The following is a 21,324-nucleotide window of genomic DNA, read 5'->3' as shown; positions in this document are numbered from 1 at the left end:
GACAGGCGCTGTCGCCGCGCCTGGGCGCCGTAGGCAAAGTCAGCGGACGCGGACGGCTTTCGCCCAGGCGCTAATCAGCCATCCCCGCCAGGTAATCCGCGACCTGCTCCTCCAGCCACTCGGCGAAGGCCGCCACCTTGGCCTGGGTGGATTCGCGCTGCGGCCACACCAGCCAGTAAGGGTGGGCGTAGGCCGCGCGGATGTCGCCGAGCTGCACCAGCTCGCCCCGCGCCAGCGCGCCGGCCACCAGGCTGAGGCGCTCGACGGCGACGCCCTGGCCAAGGCGCAGGGCCTCGATGGCCAGGTTGGAGTCGTTCACCGTGAACGCCGCCTCGCCCGCCGGCAGTGGCACGCCGGCGGCCTGGCACCAGGGCAGCCAGGACTCGAAGCCGTGGATCAGCGGGCAGCGCAGGATCGCCTCTGCGCTGCGCGGCAAGTCGCCGCCGCTGAACTGCGGCGCGCACACCGCCACCAGTTGATCGTCGAACAGGCGTTGCTGGGCCAGCCCTTCCCAGTGCCCCTGGCCGATGCGGATGGCGACGTCGGCCAGGCCCTGGCGCAGGTCGATCACCTCCAGGCTGGCGAGCAGGCGCAGGCGGTACTGTGGATAACGCTGGCGGAAATCCGGCAGGCGCGGCAGCAGCCATTGCTGGCCGAACGAGGGCAGCACGGCGATCACCAGTTCGCTCTCGCCGGGCCTTGCGCGCGCCAGGCGCGTGGCCTCGGCGATGTCGCGCAGCGCCCGGCGCACCTGCAGCGCGTAGAGCCGGCCTTCCTCGCTCAGGCGTAATCCACGGCCCTCGCGCTGCAGCAGGGTCACCCCGAGCAGTTCCTCCAGTTGTCGTACCTGCTGGCTGACCGCCGAGTGGGTGACATGCAGTTCGGCCGCCGCCAGGGTCACGCTGCCGAGCCGGGCGACGGCCTCGAAGCTGCGCAGGGCGGACAGCGGTGGATAGGCGCTCATGTTAGCTCCGCTAACCAATGCGGTTATTAATCGTCGATTTTCTCGCCCCTGGAGAGTCGCTAGATTTCTCGGCATTGACCGTCAATTCGGGGCTCGACCCTGGATCATCCATGTAATCGCCAATAACAGGAAGTGCCCATGCAACTGATTGGAATGCTTGACTCGCCCTATGTGCGCCGCGTGGCCATCAGCCTGCGTCTGCTGGATATCGACTTCAGCCACCGCTCGCTCTCGGTGTTCAGCACCTATGACGAATTCCGCCGGCTCAACCCGGTGGTCAAGGCGCCGACCCTGCTGCTCGACGATGGCCAGGCGCTGATGGACTCCAGCCTGATCATCGATCTGCTGGAACACCAGGCCGGACGCAGCCTGATGCCCAGCGAGCCGGCCGCGCGGGTGCGCTCCACGCGCCTGCTCGGCCTGGCCCTGGCGGCCTGCGAAAAGGCGGTGCAGATCATCTACGAGCAGAAGCGCGACGAGGACAAGCGCGATCCGGCCTGGCTGGCGCGCGTCGAGGCACAATTGCACGCCGCTTGTGCCGCGCTGGACAGCGATCTGCGCGAACGGCCGCTGCCAGACAACGGCCAGATCGACCAGGCCGGCCTGAGCATCGCCGTGGCCTGGCGCTTCATCCAACTGATGCACGCCGAGCGCATCGCCGCCGCCGACTACCCGGCGCTGCGGGATTGGTCGGCGTACGCCGAGACCCTGGAGGCTTTCAAAGCCTTCCCGCCGCTGTAAGCCCCGGTCCAGCGGGCGAACGCGGGCTGTCCGGTGGGCGCCCGCCTTGCCCGCAACCTGGCCGGCAGCGTTCACAGTGCAAAATAATTGCACTCTGGCAGCAATAACTTTCATTGGATACGCATCGTCACGCTCCCTAGCATGAGCGCGTCCCACTCTCCGCCCATGCCCGCGCCCATGCCTGCGGCACGGCGCCGAGCCACCGATCGACGATAACGGACGCACGCGCCATGCCCGCCCCCGCGGCGGCAACGGACGCCTGCGCCATAGCTGATGAATTCCGCCTTGCCTGCTGCCCTCTCCTCCGCGCATGCGCCTCGCCCCCAGGGGCAGCCGCGATGAAGTCCTTCGACCTGCCGCTCTGGCTGCGTCGCCTGGCGCCCTCCGCCGGCCCCGCGTCGAACCGCGAATGGCTGCGCGCCGTGGTCGGTTGCGGCCTGTCGCTGAGCCTGAGCCTGGCGCTCTGCGTCTGGCTCTTCGATGCCGACACCGCGCAACGCATCGGTCCACCACTGGCCGCCTCGGCGCTGCTGGTGATCGCCGTGGCCTCCAGCCCGCTGGCGCAACCCTGGTCGTTGGTCGCCGGCAACCTGGTCTCGGCCCTCGTCGGCCTGGCCTTCGGCTTCTGGCTGGGCCACGGCTGGCCGGTGGCGACGCTGGCCATGGGCGCCAGCGTGCTGGCCATGCTCGGCCTGCGCTGCCTGCATCCGCCGAGCACGGCGCTGGCTTTCAGCCTGTGCCTGGGCGGCCCGCTGGTGCAGCAGCAGGGCCTGCACCTGCTGCTGCCGGTGTCGCTCGCCTCGCTGGCGCTGATGGCCCTGGCGCTGCTCTACAACAACCTGACGCGCACCCCCTACCCGCGTCAGTTGGCCGCCAGCACGGGTAACCCGCACCTGACCCGCGACCCTTTGCCAAGCCAACGCCTGGGCTTCCGCAGCGAAGACCTGGAGCAAGCCCTGGCGGGCTTCGGCGGTTTCGTCGACGTCACCCGCGAAGACCTCGAACGCCTGCTGCATGAAGCGGAGAAACAGGCCAGCGGACGCTTGCTCGGCGGCATCACCGCCGAGACGATCATGTCCCGCGATATTCGCTCGGTAAGCCCGCGGAGCCGCGTCGAACAGGCCTGGCAATTGCTCGCCAGGCATCACCTGAAAGCCCTGCCGGTGGTCGAGGATGGCCGCCTGGTGGGCATTCTCACCCTCACCGACCTGTTCCGTGGCGTGCACGCGCGCGGCCTGGGGCGCCTGCGCTCGCCGTTCGGCCAGCAGGTCGGCAACCTGATGACCCATCGCGTGCAGTCGTTGCGCGCCGACGCGCCGCTGGCGGAGTTGATCGAACGCCTCTCCGACCAGGGTCTGCACTGCCTGCCGGTGCTGGACGACCACGGCCGGCTGGTCGGCATGCTCAGCCAGAGCGACCTGATCGCCGCCTTCCGCCACCTCTGGCGGCAACCCGCGACCGTCGAGGCGCCTGCCCTGCCGCTGGCGGTCTAGTCGCCCGCGCAAGCCTGGCGCACCGGCTGGCGGTTCGTGCCGCGCCTAGGTCTCGTAGTCCCAGCGCTGCGACCAGTCGATGTCGTCGGCCACCACTTCGCGCAGCACCGCCAGGGCGCGTTGCAGCGTCGGCGAGTCCTTTTCGCGGGAGTACACCAGGTAGGTCGGGTAGATGAATTCCGGCGCGCGCTCCACCCGTTGCAGCACGCCGGCCGCCAGGTAGCTGTGCACCACGCGCGTGCGGAAGTAGCCGCTGCCGCCACATTGCAGCAGGTGCTGCAGGGCCAGCGGGCCGAGGTTGAAGCTGGTCGCGGCGTGGGTCTTGTCCGGCAGCGCGGCATCGTGCTGGCGGCGGAACTCCGGGCCCCAATCGATATAGATATAGGGCTCCGGCCACTCCGCCGAGCGCACCATGATCAGCTTCTCTTCGAGCAGTTGCTCCACCTGCATGCCCGGCCAGTAATCCGGGCGGTAGACCAGCGCGGCGTCGAGCAGGCCGTGCTCCAGTTGCTGCTGCAGGTGCTCACCGTTGCCGATCTCCGCGTGCAACGCCAGGGCCGGCATGCGCTCACGCAGACGCACCGTCCAGTTGAGCATCAGCGGGTTGCTCAGGCTGACCTCGCCACCGATGTTGAGCACCTCGCGATAGCCCGCCGGCAGCGGCAGGTCGCGGCGCGCGGCTTCCCAGGTCTGCACCAGTTGGTTGGCGTAACCGAGAAAGCGCTCGCCTTCGGCGGTCAGGCGCGCGCCGCTGCGGCTGCGCAGGAACAGCCGGCAGCCCAGTTGCGCCTCCAGGTTGTGCACCCGCGCGGTGACCGTGGTCTGGGTCACGTGCAGGCGTTCGGCGGCGGCGACGAAGCTGCCGCCACGGGCGATTTCCAGGAAGGTGCGCGCCAGGTCGATATCCATGGGCGAGGTTCGCGGCGAAAGAGGCAGGCAGTCTAGTCGAAGTGCAGTTCTTCGTGGCGCTGGCGGGTGTGGCGCGACAGCCACAGGCAGACAGCGAAGCCCGCGATGGCGAGCAGCGCCGCGACCAGGAAAATCGCCGCATAGCCCGCTTGCGCGGCGATGGCGCCCATCAGCGGCCCGGCGATGCCCAGGGCCAGGTCGAAGAACAGCGCGTAGGCGCCCAGCGCCGAACTGCGGCTGCTGGCCGGGATGCGCAGCACCGCCTCGACGCCCAGGGCCGGGTAGACCAGCGACAGGCCGGCGCCGGTCAAGGCGCTGCCGAGCAGGGCGAAGGCCGGACTCGGCGCCTGCCACAGGAGGAGCAGACCGACGCTCTCCAGCAACAGGCAGGCCACCGCCACATTGAAGCCACCGAAACGGTTGATGCAGCCGGAGAACAGCAGGCGCGCGCCGACGAAGCTGATGCCGAACAGGCTCAGGCACCAGGCCGGGTCGGCCCAGCCACGGCTGCCGTAGTAGAGGGTGATGAAGGTCGCCAGGCTGCCGAAGCCGATCGAGCCCAGGGCCACGCAGAGGCCATAGGGCAGCACCCTGCCGAGCACCGCGACGAAGGCCATGCGCGTGCCCTGGACGATCGGCGCCGGCGCTTTGCCGCGCGCCAGCAACAGGCCGATGCCGGCCAGCAGGAGGATGCCGCTGCCGAGGCTCCAGAGCCCCAGCCGGCTGCTGAGAATCACCCCCAGCGGGGCGCCCAGGGCGATGCCGCCGTAGCAGACGATGCCGTTCCAGGAGATCACCTTGGCGGTGTTCTGCGCACCGACGCGGGCGATGCCCCAGCTCGCCGTGCCGATCCCCAGCAGGCCCTGGGCGAAGCCGATCAGCAAGCGGCTGAGCAAGAGCAGCGCCAGGCTGACCCAGACCAGCGCCTGCAGGCTGGTCGCCAGCAGCACCAGCAGCCCGCCCGCGCCCAGCGCCAGCAGCCCGTAGAGCACCGCGCGCTTGGCCCCGCGGGTATCGGTCAGGCGTCCGGCCAGCGGCCGCGAGGCCAGGGTCGAGAGGTACTGTGCGCCGATCACCAGGCCGGCGGTGGTGGCGCCGAAACCCAGTTCGTGGTGCACGAACCCCGGCAACACCGGCAGCAGGAAACCAATGCAGAGGAACAACAGGAAGGTGAAGCTGACGATCGAGACGATCTGCAGGGTGACGGCGAACGGACGCTGCTCAGGAGAGCTCATGGACGGGCCTGGCGCAGGGAGGTGGGGACGCAGGCGCCATCATTGCCCGCGCCCGGGAAAATTGAAAGCCGCCTATCGATTTCGCCCGCCGCGCGAGCGCCTATAGTTGATGCACCGACCACCGAGACCACCCAGGAGGCCCGCCATGGACACCTCGCAACACACCTTCGCCGCCCTCTTCGAGCAACTGGGCCTGCCCAGCGACAGCGAGGCGATCGACGCCTTCCTCGCCGGCCACCGCCTGGCCGCCGACCAGTCCCTGGCGGAAGCGCCGTTCTGGAGCCCGGCTCAGGCGGCATTCCTCCGCGAGGCGCTGGAAGACGACTCCGACTGGGCCGAGGACGTCGACGAGCTGGCCGCGCGGCTGTCCCACTGAGCGCTCATTTCAGGTAGGAGCGCAGCACCGTCATCACCTGCTCCAGGTCGTCCTGGCGCTGTTGCGGCGTGCGCTCCTCCGCCCCCAGGTGCTCGCGCAGGTGCCCTTCCAGCACCTCGGCCATCAGCCCATTGACCGCGCCCCGGATGGCGGCGATCTGCTGCAGCACCGCGGTGCAATCGCCGCTTTCCGTTTCGAGGGCGCGTTCCAGCGCCTCGCTCTGCCCCTTGATGCGGCGGATGCGGGTCAGCAGCTTGCGCTTGTCTTGGATGGTGTGGGCCATATCTGTCTTCCTGAAAGTATACTGGGGTATAGTATGCGTCCGGTTTTACAGGACATTCTCTCATGCACGCGCCATCCGTCGAACGCCAGCACGACCACAGTTTCCACGAAAGCAATCCGCTGGCGGAAAGAAACACCCTGCGCGCGGTGGTGCTGACCGCGCTGATGATGGTGGTGGAGATCGCCGGCGGCTGGTACTTCAACTCCATGGCCCTGTTGGCCGACGGCTGGCACATGAGTTCCCATGCCCTGGCCCTGGGCCTGGCCTTCCTCGCCTATGTGGCATCGCGGCACTATCGCCACGACGGACGCTTCGCCTTCGGCACCTGGAAGATCGAAGTCCTGGCCAGCTATACCAGCGCCCTGCTGCTGATTGGCGTGGCCGGCCTGATGCTCTTCGAGTCGGTGGCGCGGCTGATCTCGCCCTCGCCCATCCACTACGCCCAGGCCATCGTCATCGCCGTGATCGGGCTGCTGGTCAACCTCGCCTGCGCCTGGCTGCTCAAGGACGGCCATGACCATCACGGCCACCACCATGGCCACGACCACCACGGGCACGACCATCACCACGAGCACGGCCACGGGCATGGCCACGACCTCAACCTGCGCGCCGCCTACCTGCATGTGGTCGCCGACGCCGCCACCTCGGTACTGGCCATCGCCGCGCTGCTCGGCGGCAGCCTGTGGGGCGCGGCCTGGCTCGATCCGCTGATGGGTATCGTCGGCGCCGCGCTGGTGGCGATCTGGGCGGTCGGACTGCTGCGGCAGAGCAGCCGGGTTCTGCTCGATGCCGAGATGGACGCCCCGGTGGCCGCGGAAATCCGCGAGGCCATCGCCGACGGGCCGCACCCGGCGCATATCACCGACCTGCACCTGTGGCGCGTAGGCAAGGCCCAGTACGCCTGCCTGCTCAGCCTGAGCACCGCGTCCAGCGCCAGCGCCGATGACTTCAAGGCGCTGCTGAGCATCCACGAAGAGCTGGTGCACATCACCATCGAGGTCAACGCCGGCAAGGCCTGAGCCGCCCGGTGGCCTTTGACGGAGGGCCGCGGCTGCGGCCTAATGCTCGCCCCGAAACCGCCCGCAGCCGCCCATGTCCAACCCCGCCTTCTCCGCCGCGCAACAGCGCGCCAGCACCCTGCACCTGCCGGCCGGCCCCTGGACCAGCGTGCTCGACTGCCTGTGCGCGCACTTCCCGGCGATCCCCCGGCAGACCTGGCTGGAGCGCATGGCGCGCGGCCGCGTGCTGGACGCCCAGGGCCGGCCGCTGGACGCCAGCGCGGCCTATCGCGAGGGCCTGCGCGTGCACTATTTCCGCGAAGTGGAGCAGGAAACCCCGGTCCCCTTCGTCGAGCGCATCCTGCACGTCGACGAGCACCTGGTGGTGGCCGACAAGCCGCACTTCCTGCCGGTGACGCCGTCCGGCCAGTACGTCGAGGAAACCCTGCTGGCGCGCCTGGCCAAGCGCCTGGACAACCCGCTGCTGGTGCCGCTGCATCGCATCGACCGGCCCACCGCCGGGCTGGTGCTGTTCTCCGCCAACCCAGCCAGCCGCGCCGCCTATCAGGCGCTGTTCCGCGAACGGCGCATGCACAAGCGCTACGAAGCCATCGCCGCACCGCTGCCGCATCTGCAGTTCCCCCACGTGCGGCGCAGTCGTCTGGTCGATGGCGAGCCCTTCATCCTGATGCGCGAGGCCGAGGGCACGCTGAACAGCGAAACCCGCATCGAGGTGCTGGAGCGCGGCGAGCACTGGTGGCGCTACGCGCTCTATCCGGTGACCGGCAAGCGCCACCAACTGCGCGTGCACATGGCCGCCCTCGGCGCCGCCCTGCGCAACGACCCGCTCTACCCCCGGCTGCTGCCGGAAGAACAACGGCGCAGCGACGACTACTCGCGGCCCCTGCAGCTGCTGGCGCGACACCTGGCCTTCGTCGATCCGCTCAGTGGCGAAGCGCGGGCCTTCGACAGTCAGCTACAGCTGGACTGGTAGGCCGTCCGGCGGTTCTTCATCGATATCGTCAATAGTCAAAAGCAGGAACATCCATTTCCGTTGATGGCGTCCACCGCGCTTTCATAAGCGCCATGTCCCGATCACGGAACGTAAGGAGCCTGTCCATGAGCTATTCAGCGAAATCCTTTTCCGCCCTGGTCAATGCCCTGCTCGCGGCCGGTATCACCCGCCCGGAACAGATGGCCCGGCAACCCTTCCGCAACGCCCAGGGCTACTGGTCGGCGGAAGTCAAATCATGAGCGTCCGCGAACTCGCCAGCCGGCCACTGAGGAGGGATGCCTCGCTGCTGTTCTACCTGCTGGCAGCGGCCTGGCTGCTCTGCTCGGGTGTCTGAGCGCATCCAGGGCATTCGCCACCCGGCATGAAAAAGGGCAGCCATGGCTGCCCTTGGCCGATCCCCACGGTCACTTCTTCAGGCAGTCGCTCATGAACTTCTTGCGCGCGTCGCCCGCCAGTGCCTTGGTCGCGGCGTCGGCGTTGCAAGCCTTCATCTTCTCCTGTTGCGGCGTGAGTTTCTTCGTCGACGTGTCGCCGCCGGCCTTCAGGCAGGTGCTCATGAAGGCCTTGCGCTCGTCGCCCTTGAGCGACTTGGCGGTGGCGTCGGCGTTGCAGGTCTTCATTTTTTCCTGCTGCGCCTGTTGCGCCGTGCTGGCGGCGAAGCCTTGCGCCGAGAACAGCAGGGCCAGCATCAGCAGAGGAACGCGAAGTTTGAGCATGGAGTGGTCTCCCTAAGGTTTGATCGCTTCCTGAGCGTAGCTCGCCGTCATCGTTGTGCGAGTTGCGGGCTTTCCGCGGCCGCTGTGCGACCGCTCCCGATCGGCACGGATGAATATCCCGGAAACGGATGCCACCGCTATACTCCCGCCCGCCGCCACACCGGCTACACTGCCCAGGCGCCGCAGAGCGCCGCATCGGCTCGACCCGAGTCGCAGCCTGGAAAACAGACCAACCATTAGGACCACCCGTGACGAAAGACGAACTGCGCGCAGAACTGGAGCGCCAGGAGAAACGTTACAAGGATGTCTACGGCGGAGAAGTCACCCTCTACGCCGCCCAACCCGACCCGGACAAGAAACCTTGGCGCAAGCGCCGCAACCTGCTGGACAAGGCCTTCGACCGGGAACTGCAGAAAATCGAGGAAGAGCGCCTCAAGGCGCAGCAGAAGGCCGACAAGGACCCACGCTGACAACGGCATGGCGTCGCTCCCAGGCGCTTCGGCGTGAGCGACGCCGCCGCTTTCCGCGAAGGATTTATCCTCAGGAATCAAAGCCTTCCGACAGATGGACAGGTACAGCGGAGCCTCGCCCTGGCGTAATCCGGCAGGCTCAGCCGCACGCTAGAGGGTATGCGGCCAGGTGTCGCGCCCTTGTGAGATTCCGTTTGGCTTTCGGACGATTTTCATCGGTTCTGGCATAATCGCCGCCCCGTCTCTGACCGGTCACAAAAACTTCATGTTCGATCTCTTCAGCGGAATCGATGTCTGGGTAGGTGTCAGCCTGGTAATGGCGCTCACCTTCGTCCTGGCCTTCGAATTCATCAACGGTTTCCACGACACTGCCAACGCCGTGGCCACGGTGATCTACACCAAGGCCATGTCGCCGTATCGGGCGGTGATCCTCTCCGGCCTGTTCAACTTCCTCGGCGTCCTGCTCGGCGGCGTCGGCGTGGCCTATGCCATCGTCCACCTGCTGCCGGTGGAGTTGCTGATCAACGTCAACAGCGGACATGGCCTGGCCATGGTGTTCTCGCTGCTGGCCGCGGCCATCACCTGGAACCTCGGCACCTGGTACTTCGGCATCCCCGCCTCCAGCTCGCACACCCTGATCGGCTCGATCCTCGGCGTCGGCCTGGCCAATGCGCTGATCACCGGCGTTCCGCTGGCCGACGGGGTGAACTGGCAGAAAGCGATCGACATCGGCATGTCGCTGATCTTCTCGCCCATGGCCGGCTTCCTGGTGGCGGCGCTGCTGCTGCTCGGGCTGAAGTGGATGTACCCGCTGTCGAAGATGCACAAGACGCCGGAAACCCGCCGCGAAGTCGACGAGAAGAAGCACCCGCCGTTCTGGAACCGCCTGGTCCTGGTGCTGTCGGCGATGACCGTGAGCTTCGTGCACGGCTCCAACGACGGCCAGAAAGGCATTGGCCTGATCATGCTGGTGCTGATCGGCATCGTCCCGGGCAAGTTCGTCCTCGACCTCAACAGCACCACCTACCAGATCGAGCGCACCCGCGACGCCGCAGTGCACCTGAGCCAGTTCTACCAGCGCCACACCGACGTGCTCGGCGACATCCTCGCGCTGGGCAAGAACAGCAGCGAAATGCCCGACCTGTACCGTTGCGAAGCGAAACAGACGGAAGCCACGCTGAAGGGCCTGCTCAGCGATATCAACGGCATCTCCAGCTACAACGAACTGTCCGACGAGACCCGCGTGCAAGTGCGCCGCTACCTGCTGTGCCTGGACGACACGGCGAAGAAGGTCGGCAAGCTGGACAGCCTGCCCGCCCGTGAAAAGGCCGACCTGGACAAGCTGCGCAAAGACCTGACCACCACCACCGAATACGCGCCCTTCTGGGTGATCATCGCCATCGCCATGGCGCTCGGCGTCGGTACCATGGTCGGCTGGAAACGCGTGGTGCTGACCGTCGGCGAGAAGATCGGCAAGCAGGGCATGACCTATGCCCAGGGCATCAGCGCCCAGCTCACCGCCACCGCGATGATCGGCCTGGCCAACATCTACAGCCTGCCGGTGTCGACCACCCACGTGCTGTCCTCCGGCGTCGCCGGCACCATGATCGCCAACCGCAGCGGTCTGCAGGGCGGCACCATCCGCAACATCGTCATGGCCTGGGTACTCACCCTGCCGGTCTCCATCGGCCTGGCCGCCGGCCTGTTCTGGCTGGCCTCGCGCTTCTACTGATCGCCGACCGACGACACTGCCGCCACGACGCCTGCCCAGTGCAGGCGTCGTGCGTTTCGGGCCGCGTAAAACCTCGGCCAGGGGATGACGCCGTGGATGTCGAAAAATCCACGCCACAAATCCGACACCCCTAAAGTTCTGTCAGACGTTGCCGACACAACCTGCACACTCTTCGTTTCACCGCAGGATGCTTCCTTCATGCTTCGCTCGCTGTCCTTCGCCAAGAAGATTCTTCTGGCGGCCTCCCTCGTGGTCATCTTCGCCTTCGCCTGCTTCATCCTCTTCAACGACTTCCGCCAGCGCGAGGCGATCCAGGCCAATACCGAATCCACTCTGCACGACCTCGGCAGCCTGACCGCCAACAACATCCAGAGCTGGCTGGAAGGCCGCATCCACCTGGTGGAAATGCAGGCCGGGCAACTCGCCGAGAGCGAGCCGAGCGCCGAACATACCCAGCACGTCCTGGAGCAGAGCGTGCTGCAGAAGAACTTCGGCTCGGTGTACCTCGGCGAAGCCGCCAGCGGCGCCTTCACCCTGCGTCCCTACGCGCCCATGCCGGATGGCTACGACCCGCGCCAGCGCGGCTGGTACAAGGACGCCGTGGCCGCCGGCCGGCTGATCGTCACCGAGCCCTTCCTCGACGCCGGCACCAAGGAGCCGATCCTCGCCATGTCCATGCCGGTCATGCGCAACGGCCAACTGCTCGGCGTGGCCGCCGGCGACATGAAGCTGGAAACCATCACCGCCATCATCAACTCGCTGAAATTCGACGGCGAAGGCTATGCCTTCCTGGTCAGCGACGCCGGCAAGATCCTCCTCCACCCGGACAGCGGCCTGGTGTTCAAGAACCTCAGCGAGGTTTACCCGCAAGGCGCGCCGAAAACCCGCAGCGGCGTGCAGGAGGTCGAGCTGAACGGCAAGACCCAACTGGTTTCCATGACCCAGATTCAGGGCCTGCCGGGCGTGAGCTGGTACGTCGCCCTGGTCCTCAACAAGGACAAGGCCTACGCCGCCTTGAGTGACTTCCGCACCTCGGCGCTGATCGCCACCCTGATCGCCATCGTTGCCATCGTGCTGCTGCTGGGCATGCTGATCCGCGTGCTGATGCAACCGCTCACCGACATGGGCCGCGCCATGCAGGACATCGCCCAGGGCGAAGGCGACCTGACCAAGCGCCTGGCGGTCAACAGCCGCGACGAATTCGGCACCCTGGCCAACGCCTTCAACCGCTTCGTCGAACGCATCCACGAATCCATCCGCGAAGTCGCCGGCACCGCGCGCCAGTTGCACGATGTCTCGCAACTGGTGGTCAACGCCTCCAACTCGTCGATGGCCAACTCCGACGAGCAGGCCACCCGCACCAACAGCGTCGCCGCGGCGATCAACGAACTGGGCGCCGCCGCCCAGGAAATCGCGCGCAACGCCGCCGATGCCTCGCACCATGCCAGCGATGCCAGCCACCAGGCCGGCGACGGCCGCCAGGTGGTGGAACAGACCATCGCCGCGATGAACCAACTGTCCGAGAAGATCAGCTACGCCAACACCCACATCGAAGCGCTGAACAGCCGCACGGTGAACATCGGGCAGATCCTCGAAGTCATCAAAGGCATCTCCGAGCAGACCAACCTGCTCGCCCTCAACGCCGCCATCGAGGCCGCCCGCGCCGGCGAGGCCGGACGCGGTTTCGCCGTGGTCGCCGACGAGGTGCGCAACCTGGCCCATCGCGCCCAGGAATCGGCGCAGCAGATCCAGGGCATGATCGAGGAACTGCAGGTCGGCGCCCGCGAAGCCGTGACGACCATGACCGAGAGCCAGCGCTACAGCCTGGAAAGCGTGGAGATCGCCAACCGCGCCGGTCAGCGCCTGGCCAGCGTCACCGGGCGCATCAGTGAGATCGACTCGATGAACCAGTCGGTGGCCACCGCCACCGAGGAGCAGACCGCCGTGGTCGATTCGCTGAACATGGACATCACCGAAATCAACACCCTCAACCAGGAAGGCGTGGAAAACCTGCAAGCCACCCTGCGCGCTTGCGCCGACCTGGAAAGCCAGGCCGGACGCCTGCGCCACCTGGTGGACAGCTTCCGCATCTAAGCGTCGGCGGAAGGCAAAGAGGCGCCCCACGGGCGCCTCTTGCGTATCGGCTGCCGCAGTTCGCGGCGCCGACACAACCGTTCGTCTGCCTCGCTAAAGCTCAACGAGGAAAATGCCGACTTCTAGCTAGGACGTTTGCGAGCCTTCTCGGCCCGCAAACCCAGCAGCCCTAGGCAAGGGCTTTCCGGCACAGGAGTGCCACCCGGCCGACGCGCCATCCGCGCGCCAGGCCCCAGCCGCCGCACCACCCCGCGCGCGGACAATAACAAGGACATCGGATCCATCGCCGAGACCCCGCCAATCACTGGCTCCCACTCCTGGACGCAACACAAGATGATGAAAAACCTGAAGTTCAGCCACAAGATCCTGCTGGCCGCTTCCCTGGTGGTTTTCGCCGCTTTCGCCCTCTTCACCCTGTACAACGACTATCTCCAGCGCAATGCCATCCGCGCCAACCTGGAGAGCTATCTGCACGAGATGGGCGCGGTCACCGCGAGCAACATCCAGAACTGGCTCAGCGGCCGTCTGTTGCTGGTCGAGCAGACCGCGCAAACCATCGGCCGCGACACCTCGGCGGCCAACCTCGGGCCGCTGCTGGAACAGAAGGCACTGGCCTCCACCTTCTCCTTCGCCTACCTCGGCCAGGCCGACGGCAGCTTCACCATGCGGCCGAACGACAAGATGCCGGACGGTTATGACCCGCGCACCCGGCCCTGGTACAAGGACGCCGTGGCCGCCGGCGGCACCACCCTCACCGAACCCTACGTGGACGCCGCCACCCAGCAACTGATCATCACCATCGCCACGCCGGCCGAATCCGCCGGCAAGAACATCGGCGTCGTCGGTGGCGACCTCAGCCTGCAAGCCATCGTGCAGATCATCAACTCGCTGGACTTCGACGGCATGGGCTATGCCTTCCTGGTCAGCGGCGACGGCAAGGTCCTGGTCGCCCCGGACAAACAGCAGGTGATGAAGAACCTCAGCGAAATCTATCCGCGGAACACCCCGCGGATCGGCAGTGGCTTCAGCGAAAGCGAGCTGAACGGCGCCACCCGCATCCTCAGCTTCACCCAGGTGAAAGGCCTGCCGTCGGTGAACTGGTACATCGGCCTGTCCATCGACAAGGACAAGGCCTATGCGGCGCTGAGTAAGTTCCGCACCTCGGCGGTGATCGCCGCGCTGGTCGCCATCGTCGCCATCATCCTGCTGCTGGGCATGCTGATCCGCGTACTGATGCAGCCGCTCACCGCCATGGGCCGCGCCATGCAGGACATCGCCCAGGGCGAGGGTGATCTGACCAAACGCCTGGCGGTGGCCAGCCGTGACGAATTCGGCGCCCTGGCCAACGCCTTCAACCGCTTCGTCGAACGCATCCACGAATCCATCCGCGAAGTCGCCGGCACCGCGCGCCAGTTGCACGATGTCTCGCAACTGGTGGTCAACGCCTCTAACTCGTCGATGGCCAACTCCGACGAGCAGGCCAACCGCACCAACAGCGTCGCCGCGGCGATCAACGAACTGGGCGCCGCCGCCCAGGAAATCGCGCGCAACGCCGCCGATGCCTCGCATCACGCCAGCGACGCCAGCCACCAGGCCGGCGACGGCCGCCAGGTGGTGGAGCAGACCATCGCCGCGATGAACCAGCTGTCCGAGAAGATCAGCTACGCCAACACCCACATCGAAGCGCTGAACAGCCGCACGGTGAATATCGGGCAGATCCTTGAAGTCATCAAAGGCATCTCCGAACAGACCAACCTGCTCGCCCTCAACGCCGCCATCGAAGCCGCCCGCGCCGGCGAGGCCGGACGCGGTTTCGCCGTGGTCGCCGACGAGGTGCGCAACCTGGCCCATCGCGCCCAGGAATCGGCACAGCAGATCCAGGGCATGATCGAGGAACTGCAGGTCGGCGCCCGCGAAGCCGTGGCGACCATGACCGAGAGCCAGCGCTACAGCCTGGAAAGCGTGGAGATCGCCAACCGCGCCGGTCAGCGCCTGGCCAGCGTCACCGGACGCATCAGCGAGATCGACTCGATGAACCAGTCGGTGGCCACCGCCACCGAGGAACAGACTGCCGTGGTCGATTCGCTGAACATGGACATCACCGAAATCAACACCCTCAACCAGGAAGGCGTGGAAAACCTGCAAGCCACCCTGCGCGCCTGCGCCGACCTGGAAAGCCAGGCCGGACGCCTGCGCCACCTGGTGGACAGCTTCCGCATCTAAGCGCCGGCAACACGAAAAAAGGCGCCCTTCGGGCGCCTTTTTTTACGGCCGATCGCCCTACCGCCGCTTGCCGCCCAGCAACGAGCCCATGAGCCCGCGCACCAGCTCCCGGCCGATCTGGTTGGCCGCCTGGCGCACCACCGTCTTCATGGTCTGGCTGGCCAGACTGCCGAGAATTTCCCCAGCCATGCCGCCCAGGCTGCTGCCCAGGTCGGATTTGTTCTCGCTCGGCGCCATTTTCTGCTCGGTGCGCCCGGTGAGCATTTCGTAGGCCGATTCGCGGTCGATCGGCTTGTCGTAACGCCCGACCAGCGGTGAGCGGCGGATCAGCTCGGCGCGCTCGGCCTCGCTCAGCGGGCCGATCCGCGACTGCGGCGGCGCCACGGCGACGCGCTGGACCACGGCCGGGGTGCCCTTCTCTTCCAGGGTGCCGACCAGGGCCTCGCCAATGCCCAGTTCAGTGAGCACCTGCAAGGTGTCGAAGGCTGGATTCGGACGGAAGCCGTCGGCCACCGCGCGCAAGGACTTCTGCTCCTTGGCGGTGAAGGCGCGCAGGCCGTGCTGGATGCGCAGGCCGAGCTGGGCCAGGACATCGTCGGGCAGGTCGCTGGGCGACTGGGTGACGAAGTAGACGCCGACGCCCTTGGAGCGGATCAGCCGCACCACCTGCTCCAGGCGGTCGTGCAGAGCTTTGGGCGTGCCGTTGAACAGCAGGTGCGCCTCGTCGAAGAACAGCGCCAGGATCGGTTTGTCGGCATCGCCGCGTTCAGGCAGCTGCTCGAACAGCTCGGCCAGCAGCCAGAGCAGGAAGGTCGCGTAGACCTTGGGCGCTTCATGCACCAGCTTGCTGGCATCGAGCAGGTGGATACGCCCGCGACCGTCGGCATCGACCCGCAGCAGGTCTTCCAGTTGCAGCGCCGGCTCGCCGAAGAAAGCCTCGGCGCCCTGCTGCTCCAGGGTCGCCAGGCGCCGCAACAGCGCCTGGGCGGAGGCGCCGGTGAACAGCGCGCGGTCCTCGCCGAGCACTTCCGGGTGATCCTTGAGGTGATTGAGCAACGCCTTGAGGTCCTTCAGGTCGAGCAGCAGCAGGCCTTGCTGGTCGGCCACCTTGAAGGCGGCGAAGAGCGCGGCCTGCTGGCTGTCGGTCAGCTCCAGGAGATTGCCCAGCAGCAGCGGCCCCATTTCACTGAGGGTAGTGCGCAGCGGGTGGCCGGTCTTGCCGGCGACGTCCCAGAGACTCAGCGGATAGGCCTTGGCCTGGTAGTTCAGCCAGGGCATGCCGGCGATGCGCTCGGCCACCTTGCCCTGGGGATTGCCCGGCGCGCCAAGGCCGCACAGGTCGCCCTTGATGTCGGCGGCGAACACCGCCACGCCGGCATCGCTGAAGCTCTCCGCCAGGCGTTGCAAGGTCACGGTCTTGCCGGTGCCGGTGGCGCCGGCGATCAGTCCATGGCGGTTGGCCAGTTTCCAGGCCTGCCCGATGGCTTGGCCGTCCGCGCCGGCGCCGATGATGAGTTGGTTGCTTGCTGACATCCTTGCTTCCCCTGGTGAAAGAACAGCGTCAGCAGCAAGACTGGCGCCTCGGACGGCCCAGCGCAATCTCGGCCAGGCACTTTCAGCCGGAGGACGCGTCGACCCGGAAAACGTGCTTGAGATAGCGCCCGAAGTTCTCGTCGTTGCACTGCATCTTGCCCGGCGTGTCGGAAATCTTCGCCACCGGCTGGCCGTTGCAGGCGGTCATCTTGAGCACGATATTCATCGGCTCGACGCCAGGGATATCGCAGGTGAAATGGGTGCCGATGCCAAAGCTGACGTCGATGCGGCCGCGCAGCGCCCGGTAGATGTGCAAGGCCCGCGGCAGATCGAGGCCGTCGGAGAACACCAGGGTCTTGCTGCGGGGATCGACGCCGAGCTTTTCGTAATGGGCGATGGCTTTCTCGGCCCAGATCAGCGGATCGCCGGAGTCATGCCGCAGGCCATCGAAGAGCTTGGCGAAGTAGAGGTCGAAGTCGCGCAGGAAGGCATCCATGGTGATGCAGTCGGTCAGGGCGATGCCGAGCTGGCCACGGTATTCGCGCACCCAGCAATCCAGGGCGGCGATCTGGCTATCGATCAGCCGCGGGCCGAGCTGCTGGTGCGCCATCAGCCACTCGTGGGCCATGGTGCCCAGCGGCTTGAGATCGAGCATGCGCGCCAGGTGCACGTTGCTGGTACCGACGAACTGCCCCGGAAAGGACGCCTTCAGCTCACCCACCACAGACTCTTGCACGGCATAGGAGAAACGCCGCCGGGTGCCGAAGTCGGCCATCTTGAAACCGCTCAGCTCTTCCGCCGACGCCTCGCCACGCAGCCAGTCGAGCTTGGCCTGCAGGCGCTCGCGCACCGACGCCAGGCTCACCTGTGGATAACGCTGGCGGTTGCGTACCTCGCTGATGCACGCCAGCAACGGCACCTCGTAGAGAATCACATGCAGCCAGGGGCCCTTCAGGCGCAGGTAGAACTCGCCGTTTTCGACGCCGGTGAAGACATAGCGGGGATTGAAGCGGAACAGGCCGAGGAAACGGATGAAGTCCGCCTTGAAGAAGGGAATACCTTCGAGGAAGGCCAGTTCCTCGGCGCTGAAACTCAGCTCGGCGAGCGCCTCGATCTGTTCGCGGATCAACGCCAGATGGGGCCGCAGGTCTTCATGGTTGCGGCAGCGGAACTCCCACTCCACCTCGGCGTTCGGGTAGTTGTGCAGCACCGCCTGCATCATGCTCAGCTTGTACAGGTCGGTATCCAGCAGACTCTGCACCGCCTGCGGGGAAAAGACTGAATCGCCCATGTTCTTCTCATGATCGTGATCAGCCTGCAGTCTACGGGATGACGACCGCTGGCCACATAAAAAACCCCGCCGCAGCGGGGCTTCGGCACAGGCCGATCAACGGGGGGCGATGCCCCCTTGGGACAGGCCGAAGAGGAACAGCAGCAGATCGTGGTCCGGCCTCGCCGCCTGCTTGGCCTGCACGTTGGGCGGCACACGGCAGTTGGCCAGATGCGATGGGCTATCGATGACGCCGGGGGACGGCTCGTGCCAGGCCGCGGCGGCCAATGTCGCGATGCCCAGGGCGCCGAGGAGGAGCAAACTTCGCGTGATTTCTAATTTCATGTCTGCAACCCTTTGATGGCGCTGCCAAACGCCGTTTGGTAACCATAGACAAAGGCCTGCCATTGCGCTTCTGCCCACGACGAACGGTGTTTTGCCTGGCACGGTAAGGGTGAGCAGCCGGATCGGCGCTCTGCCATTACTCTTTGCGCAAGATGTAAATTCGCCACATATGCAGCAGCGGGATGAGATCGATGTGCTTCTGTACGATGAAGCCCGCCTGGCGAAACTCCTCCTCCAGACAACGAGCCGGGATCACCCGCGGCGGCTGGCTGGCGCCCGGTTGCCGCGCTGACTCGCCGCGCCGCTGCCGCCAGGCTTTCAGGTTGCCATCGACCCAGGTCGACAGGATGACGCTGTCACGCGTCACGCGGTGAAACTCGCGCAGCATCGTCAGGCGCTCATCCGCCTCGCCGAGGCGATGCACCAGGTCCATGGAGAAGATGCAGTCGACGGAGTTCTCCGACAGTTCGATAGAGAGAGCCGAGGTCTGTAGCGGTTGGACGCGCTTGGCGACCTCCGCGGGCTGGCCCGCGCAGACCTGTTCGATCAGCTCGGCGGAATGGTCCGCGCCGATGATCACGCGATTGTCCTTCTCGGCGAGCAATGACCAGGCGCCACCGACGCCACAGGGCAGATCCAGCACCAGACAAGGCTGGTCAGCCAGCTTGAGGGCGTTACGCGCGACCTGGATGAAGCGCCAGTCGAGCACTTTCCGCGCAAGGCCGCCCGGCTGCGCGGAGACATCACGGGCAACATGCGTGCGTTCGTATTGTTCAGAAAACACGAACTCTCCTGGCTTGTCGCGCATGATTGTTTTTTTACCTGCTCATTTCTTGTACGGAAAACTACGGCTTGGCCTGTTGTGCAGCGGTCAAGCCCAGGTGAAAAAAACGTCAGGCGACGGACGCCAGGCGAACCTCGAACCGGCAGCCGTGGGGTTGCGCCGGATGCAGGCTGACCTCCCAGCCTGCCGCGGCGCAGATGCGTTTCACCAGCGAAAGCCCCAGGCCAAGCCCCTCTCCGCGCTGCGAGGCGCCGCGGACGAAGGGCTGGAACATGCGTTCGCGGTGCTCTTCCGGAATGCCTTCGCCGGTGTCTTCGATGACGAATCCGCTGTCGCACAGTTGCAACCGGATATGCCCGCTATCGGTGTAGTGCATGGCGTTGCGCAGCAGGTTGCTCATCACCGAGCGCAGGAAGGCGGCGTTGAACTGCCCCGCCGGTACGGCGTCGGGCTGGTAGATCAGCGCCAGCCCCTTCGCTTCGATCGGCTCGCGCCATTGCGCCACCAGATCATCGGCGACGCTCAGCACGCCGGCCTGGGGCGCTATCCCGAGGTCCTTGGTGCGCGCGCGCGCGAGCATCAGGAAGGTCTGCACCAGATCGCGCATTTCCTCGCTGGCGGCGGCGATCCGTGCCACCTGGTTGCGCGCCCGCGGGCCGAGGCTGGCGTCTTCGGCGAGCAGCTCGCAACTGCTGGCGATGACCATCAGCGGCGTGCGCAACTCATGGCTGACGTCGCTGGTGAAGAGTTTTTCCCGGTTCAGCACATCGTGCAGCTTGCCCATCGCGTAATCGAACGCCGAGGCGAGCTCACCCACCTCGTCACTGGCGTAGTCCGGCGCCAGCGGCGGCGCGAGGTCGAGTAACTGGTCGCGATGACGAACCTGCCGCGCCAGCCGCGCCACCGGCTCCATCACCTTGCGCGAGAGCAGCCAGCCGAGCAGCCCGGCGAACGCCAGGCTGACCACGTAGCCGGTGACCACGGCGGCGTAGAGAATCTGTTCGCGGGCCTCGAAATCGCTCTGATCCTGCAGCAGCACGAAGCGCCGACCATAGCTGTCGCGGACCAGGGCATGGAACGACAACTCGCCGTCGAAGACTTCGTGGAAGCCCTCTTCCAGGCGCTGCAGCGCTGGCGGCATCGCGTAGACGCCCATGCCATCGCTGATGAAGAAGCGCATGCCGGGATCGAGCCGCGGGCCCCGGCCGCTGAGCAGATCTTCATTGATGATGCGGTCCATTTCCCCGCCGAGGTCGTGGGAGATCAGCCGCTCCTCGACCACATGCACCACGCCGACGATGCCTACCGAAAACAATCCGCCGACCAGGGCGGTCATGAGCACGAAAGCAAAGACAATCCGACGGGAAAGGCTCTGCTTATACTCCATTCGTGTCCTCCGCCAGGCGATAGCCCACACCGTGCACGGTGTGCAGCAAAGACATGGCGAACGGTTTGTCGATCACCTGGCGAAGCTGGTGAACATGGCTGCGCAGGCTGTCGCTGTCGGGGCAGTCGTCGCCCCATACGGCTTCTTCGAGGACGTCGCGACGCACCACATGCGGGCTCTTCTGCATCAATACCGCCAGCAGCTTGAGTCCGATGGGGTTGAGTTTCAGCGGCTTGCCCGCGCGATTGACTTCAAGGGTATCGAGGTTATAGCTGAGGTCCGCGACCTGAAGCTCGCGGCGTCCGCCCCCCTGGGTACGCCGCAGCACCGCTTCGATGCGCGCGGCCAGCTCGGACAGGGCAAAAGGCTTGAGCAGGTAATCGTCGGCGCCCGAGCGGAATCCTTGCAGGCGGTCATCCAGTTGGTCGCGGGCAGTCAGCATGATCACCGGGGTATCGCGGCGGGCGTCTTCGCGCAGGCGACGGCAGAGAGTAAAGCCATCCAGCCCGGGCAGCATGACATCGAGCACGATCAGATCGTAATGCGCGGTCGCCGCCAAGTGCAGGCCAGACAACCCATCCTGCGCGCAATCCACCGTATAGCCCTTGAGCCCCAGGTAATCCGCCATATTGGCGAGAATGTCCCGGTTATCTTCTACCAACAAAATCCGCATCTGCCTCTCCTTAACGAGCAGCGTAGCCTAGCGCCCTTAAATGGAACTTAAGCGTCTTTGACATTTTTTTCACATTTATTCAA

The 21,324-nt window shown here is 66.2% G+C and carries 21 protein-coding genes and 2 pseudogenes; 11 read left to right on the top strand and 12 right to left on the bottom strand.

Features of this window, described 5'->3' with window-relative positions; all coding sequences use genetic code 11:
• Window positions 1–70: 70 nt before the first annotated feature.
• The gene (locus BLQ74_RS20645) at window positions 71–964 is read right to left on the bottom strand and encodes a LysR substrate-binding domain-containing protein (RefSeq protein WP_090265787.1); all 894 of its coding nucleotides are present in this window, start codon (window positions 962–964) and stop codon (window positions 71–73) included.
• Window positions 965–1,102: 138 nt separating this feature from the next.
• On the opposite strand from BLQ74_RS20645, the gene BLQ74_RS20640 reads away from it, so the two are divergent.
• Window positions 1,103–1,705, top strand: coding sequence for a glutathione S-transferase (locus tag BLQ74_RS20640; protein WP_090265784.1), 603 nt, complete (start codon window positions 1,103–1,105; stop codon window positions 1,703–1,705).
• 338 nt (window positions 1,706–2,043) lie between these two features.
• Complete coding sequence (locus BLQ74_RS20635) at window positions 2,044–3,198, top strand: HPP family protein (RefSeq protein WP_170842827.1); 1,155 nt, start codon at window positions 2,044–2,046, stop codon at window positions 3,196–3,198.
• A 45-nt stretch (window positions 3,199–3,243) separates the two neighbouring features.
• Here the strand turns inward: BLQ74_RS20635 and BLQ74_RS20630 are convergent, their stop codons facing one another.
• Entirely contained in the window at window positions 3,244–4,107 is an 864-nt protein-coding gene (locus BLQ74_RS20630) for a LysR family transcriptional regulator (protein ID WP_090265780.1), read from the bottom strand.
• Window positions 4,108–4,139: 32 nt separating this feature from the next.
• Entirely contained in the window at window positions 4,140–5,342 is a 1,203-nt protein-coding gene (locus BLQ74_RS20625; RefSeq protein WP_090265778.1) for an MFS transporter, read from the bottom strand.
• A 145-nt stretch (window positions 5,343–5,487) separates the two neighbouring features.
• Between BLQ74_RS20625 and BLQ74_RS20620 the strand changes: the two genes are divergently transcribed.
• A complete protein-coding gene (locus tag BLQ74_RS20620; RefSeq protein WP_090265776.1) occupies window positions 5,488–5,718 on the top strand; it encodes a DUF2789 domain-containing protein in 231 nt (76 codons plus the stop codon).
• Between the two features lie 4 nt (window positions 5,719–5,722).
• On the opposite strand, the gene BLQ74_RS20615 is transcribed toward BLQ74_RS20620, so the two are convergent.
• A complete protein-coding gene (locus BLQ74_RS20615; RefSeq protein ID WP_090265773.1) occupies window positions 5,723–6,001 on the bottom strand; it encodes a metal/formaldehyde-sensitive transcriptional repressor in 279 nt (92 codons plus the stop codon).
• A gap of 62 nt (window positions 6,002–6,063) precedes the next feature.
• On the opposite strand from BLQ74_RS20615, the gene dmeF reads away from it, so the two are divergent.
• The 3 genes from dmeF (at window position 6,064) to BLQ74_RS27965 (ending at window position 8,253) form a co-directional block, all read left to right on the top strand.
• Entirely contained in the window at window positions 6,064–7,020 is a 957-nt protein-coding gene (gene dmeF, locus BLQ74_RS20610; protein WP_090265771.1) for a CDF family Co(II)/Ni(II) efflux transporter DmeF, read from the top strand.
• A gap of 73 nt (window positions 7,021–7,093) precedes the next feature.
• Entirely contained in the window at window positions 7,094–7,993 is a 900-nt protein-coding gene (locus tag BLQ74_RS20605; RefSeq protein WP_090265768.1) for a pseudouridine synthase, read from the top strand.
• Window positions 7,994–8,118: 125 nt separating this feature from the next.
• Window positions 8,119–8,253, top strand: coding sequence for a hypothetical protein (locus BLQ74_RS27965; protein ID WP_280139883.1), 135 nt, complete (start codon window positions 8,119–8,121; stop codon window positions 8,251–8,253).
• Between the two features lie 165 nt (window positions 8,254–8,418).
• Here the strand turns inward: BLQ74_RS27965 and BLQ74_RS20600 are convergent, their stop codons facing one another.
• The gene (locus tag BLQ74_RS20600; RefSeq protein ID WP_090265765.1) at window positions 8,419–8,730 is read right to left on the bottom strand and encodes a PsiF family protein; all 312 of its coding nucleotides are present in this window, start codon (window positions 8,728–8,730) and stop codon (window positions 8,419–8,421) included.
• Between the two features lie 248 nt (window positions 8,731–8,978).
• Between BLQ74_RS20600 and BLQ74_RS20595 the strand changes: the two genes are divergently transcribed.
• From BLQ74_RS20595 to BLQ74_RS20580, 5 genes and pseudogenes are all read left to right on the top strand, one after another.
• Entirely contained in the window at window positions 8,979–9,200 is a 222-nt protein-coding gene (locus BLQ74_RS20595; RefSeq protein ID WP_090265762.1) for a hypothetical protein, read from the top strand.
• A gap of 265 nt (window positions 9,201–9,465) precedes the next feature.
• Window positions 9,466–10,932: an inorganic phosphate transporter gene (locus BLQ74_RS20590; protein ID WP_090265759.1), complete on the top strand. Its 1,467-nt coding sequence runs from the start codon at window positions 9,466–9,468 to the stop codon at window positions 10,930–10,932.
• A gap of 84 nt (window positions 10,933–11,016) precedes the next feature.
• A pseudogene (locus BLQ74_RS28190) lies at window positions 11,017–12,171 on the top strand (cache domain-containing protein); the annotation flags it as partial.
• 90 nt (window positions 12,172–12,261) lie between these two features.
• Complete coding sequence (locus BLQ74_RS28185; protein WP_425287510.1) at window positions 12,262–13,026, top strand: methyl-accepting chemotaxis protein; 765 nt, start codon at window positions 12,262–12,264, stop codon at window positions 13,024–13,026.
• Between the two features lie 333 nt (window positions 13,027–13,359).
• A complete protein-coding gene (locus BLQ74_RS20580) occupies window positions 13,360–15,249 on the top strand; it encodes a methyl-accepting chemotaxis protein (protein WP_090265754.1) in 1,890 nt (629 codons plus the stop codon).
• Window positions 15,250–15,306: 57 nt separating this feature from the next.
• Here the strand turns inward: BLQ74_RS20580 and BLQ74_RS20575 are convergent, their stop codons facing one another.
• The 7 genes and pseudogenes from BLQ74_RS20575 to BLQ74_RS20550 all read right to left on the bottom strand — a co-directional run bounded on the left by BLQ74_RS20575 (window position 15,307) and on the right by BLQ74_RS20550 (window position 21,241).
• Entirely contained in the window at window positions 15,307–16,782 is a 1,476-nt protein-coding gene (locus tag BLQ74_RS20575) for a helicase HerA-like domain-containing protein (RefSeq protein WP_090265750.1), read from the bottom strand.
• Window positions 16,783–16,864: 82 nt separating this feature from the next.
• Entirely contained in the window at window positions 16,865–18,073 is a 1,209-nt protein-coding gene (gene pncB, locus BLQ74_RS20570; protein ID WP_090265749.1) for a nicotinate phosphoribosyltransferase, read from the bottom strand.
• A 96-nt stretch (window positions 18,074–18,169) separates the two neighbouring features.
• The gene (locus tag BLQ74_RS20565) at window positions 18,170–18,397 is read right to left on the bottom strand and encodes a hypothetical protein (protein WP_090265746.1); all 228 of its coding nucleotides are present in this window, start codon (window positions 18,395–18,397) and stop codon (window positions 18,170–18,172) included.
• Window positions 18,394–18,495 (bottom strand): annotated as a pseudogene (locus tag BLQ74_RS27135) (lipopolysaccharide kinase InaA family protein); the annotation flags it as partial. The pseudogene BLQ74_RS27135 and the gene BLQ74_RS20565, both read right to left, overlap by 4 nt.
• Before the next feature lie 38 nt (window positions 18,496–18,533).
• The gene (locus tag BLQ74_RS20560) at window positions 18,534–19,205 is read right to left on the bottom strand and encodes a class I SAM-dependent methyltransferase (RefSeq protein ID WP_090265744.1); all 672 of its coding nucleotides are present in this window, start codon (window positions 19,203–19,205) and stop codon (window positions 18,534–18,536) included.
• A gap of 85 nt (window positions 19,206–19,290) precedes the next feature.
• Complete coding sequence (locus BLQ74_RS20555; protein WP_090265742.1) at window positions 19,291–20,568, bottom strand: sensor histidine kinase; 1,278 nt, start codon at window positions 20,566–20,568, stop codon at window positions 19,291–19,293.
• Entirely contained in the window at window positions 20,558–21,241 is a 684-nt protein-coding gene (locus BLQ74_RS20550; RefSeq protein WP_090265739.1) for a response regulator transcription factor, read from the bottom strand. Before BLQ74_RS20550 ends, BLQ74_RS20555 begins: the two co-directional genes overlap by 11 nt.
• Window positions 21,242–21,324: the final 83 nt, after the last annotated feature.

Source organism: Pseudomonas panipatensis, assembly GCF_900099785.1.
Taxonomy (GTDB): domain Bacteria; phylum Pseudomonadota; class Gammaproteobacteria; order Pseudomonadales; family Pseudomonadaceae; genus Pseudomonas; species Pseudomonas panipatensis.
This window is presented reverse-complemented; position numbering and strand designations above follow the sequence as displayed.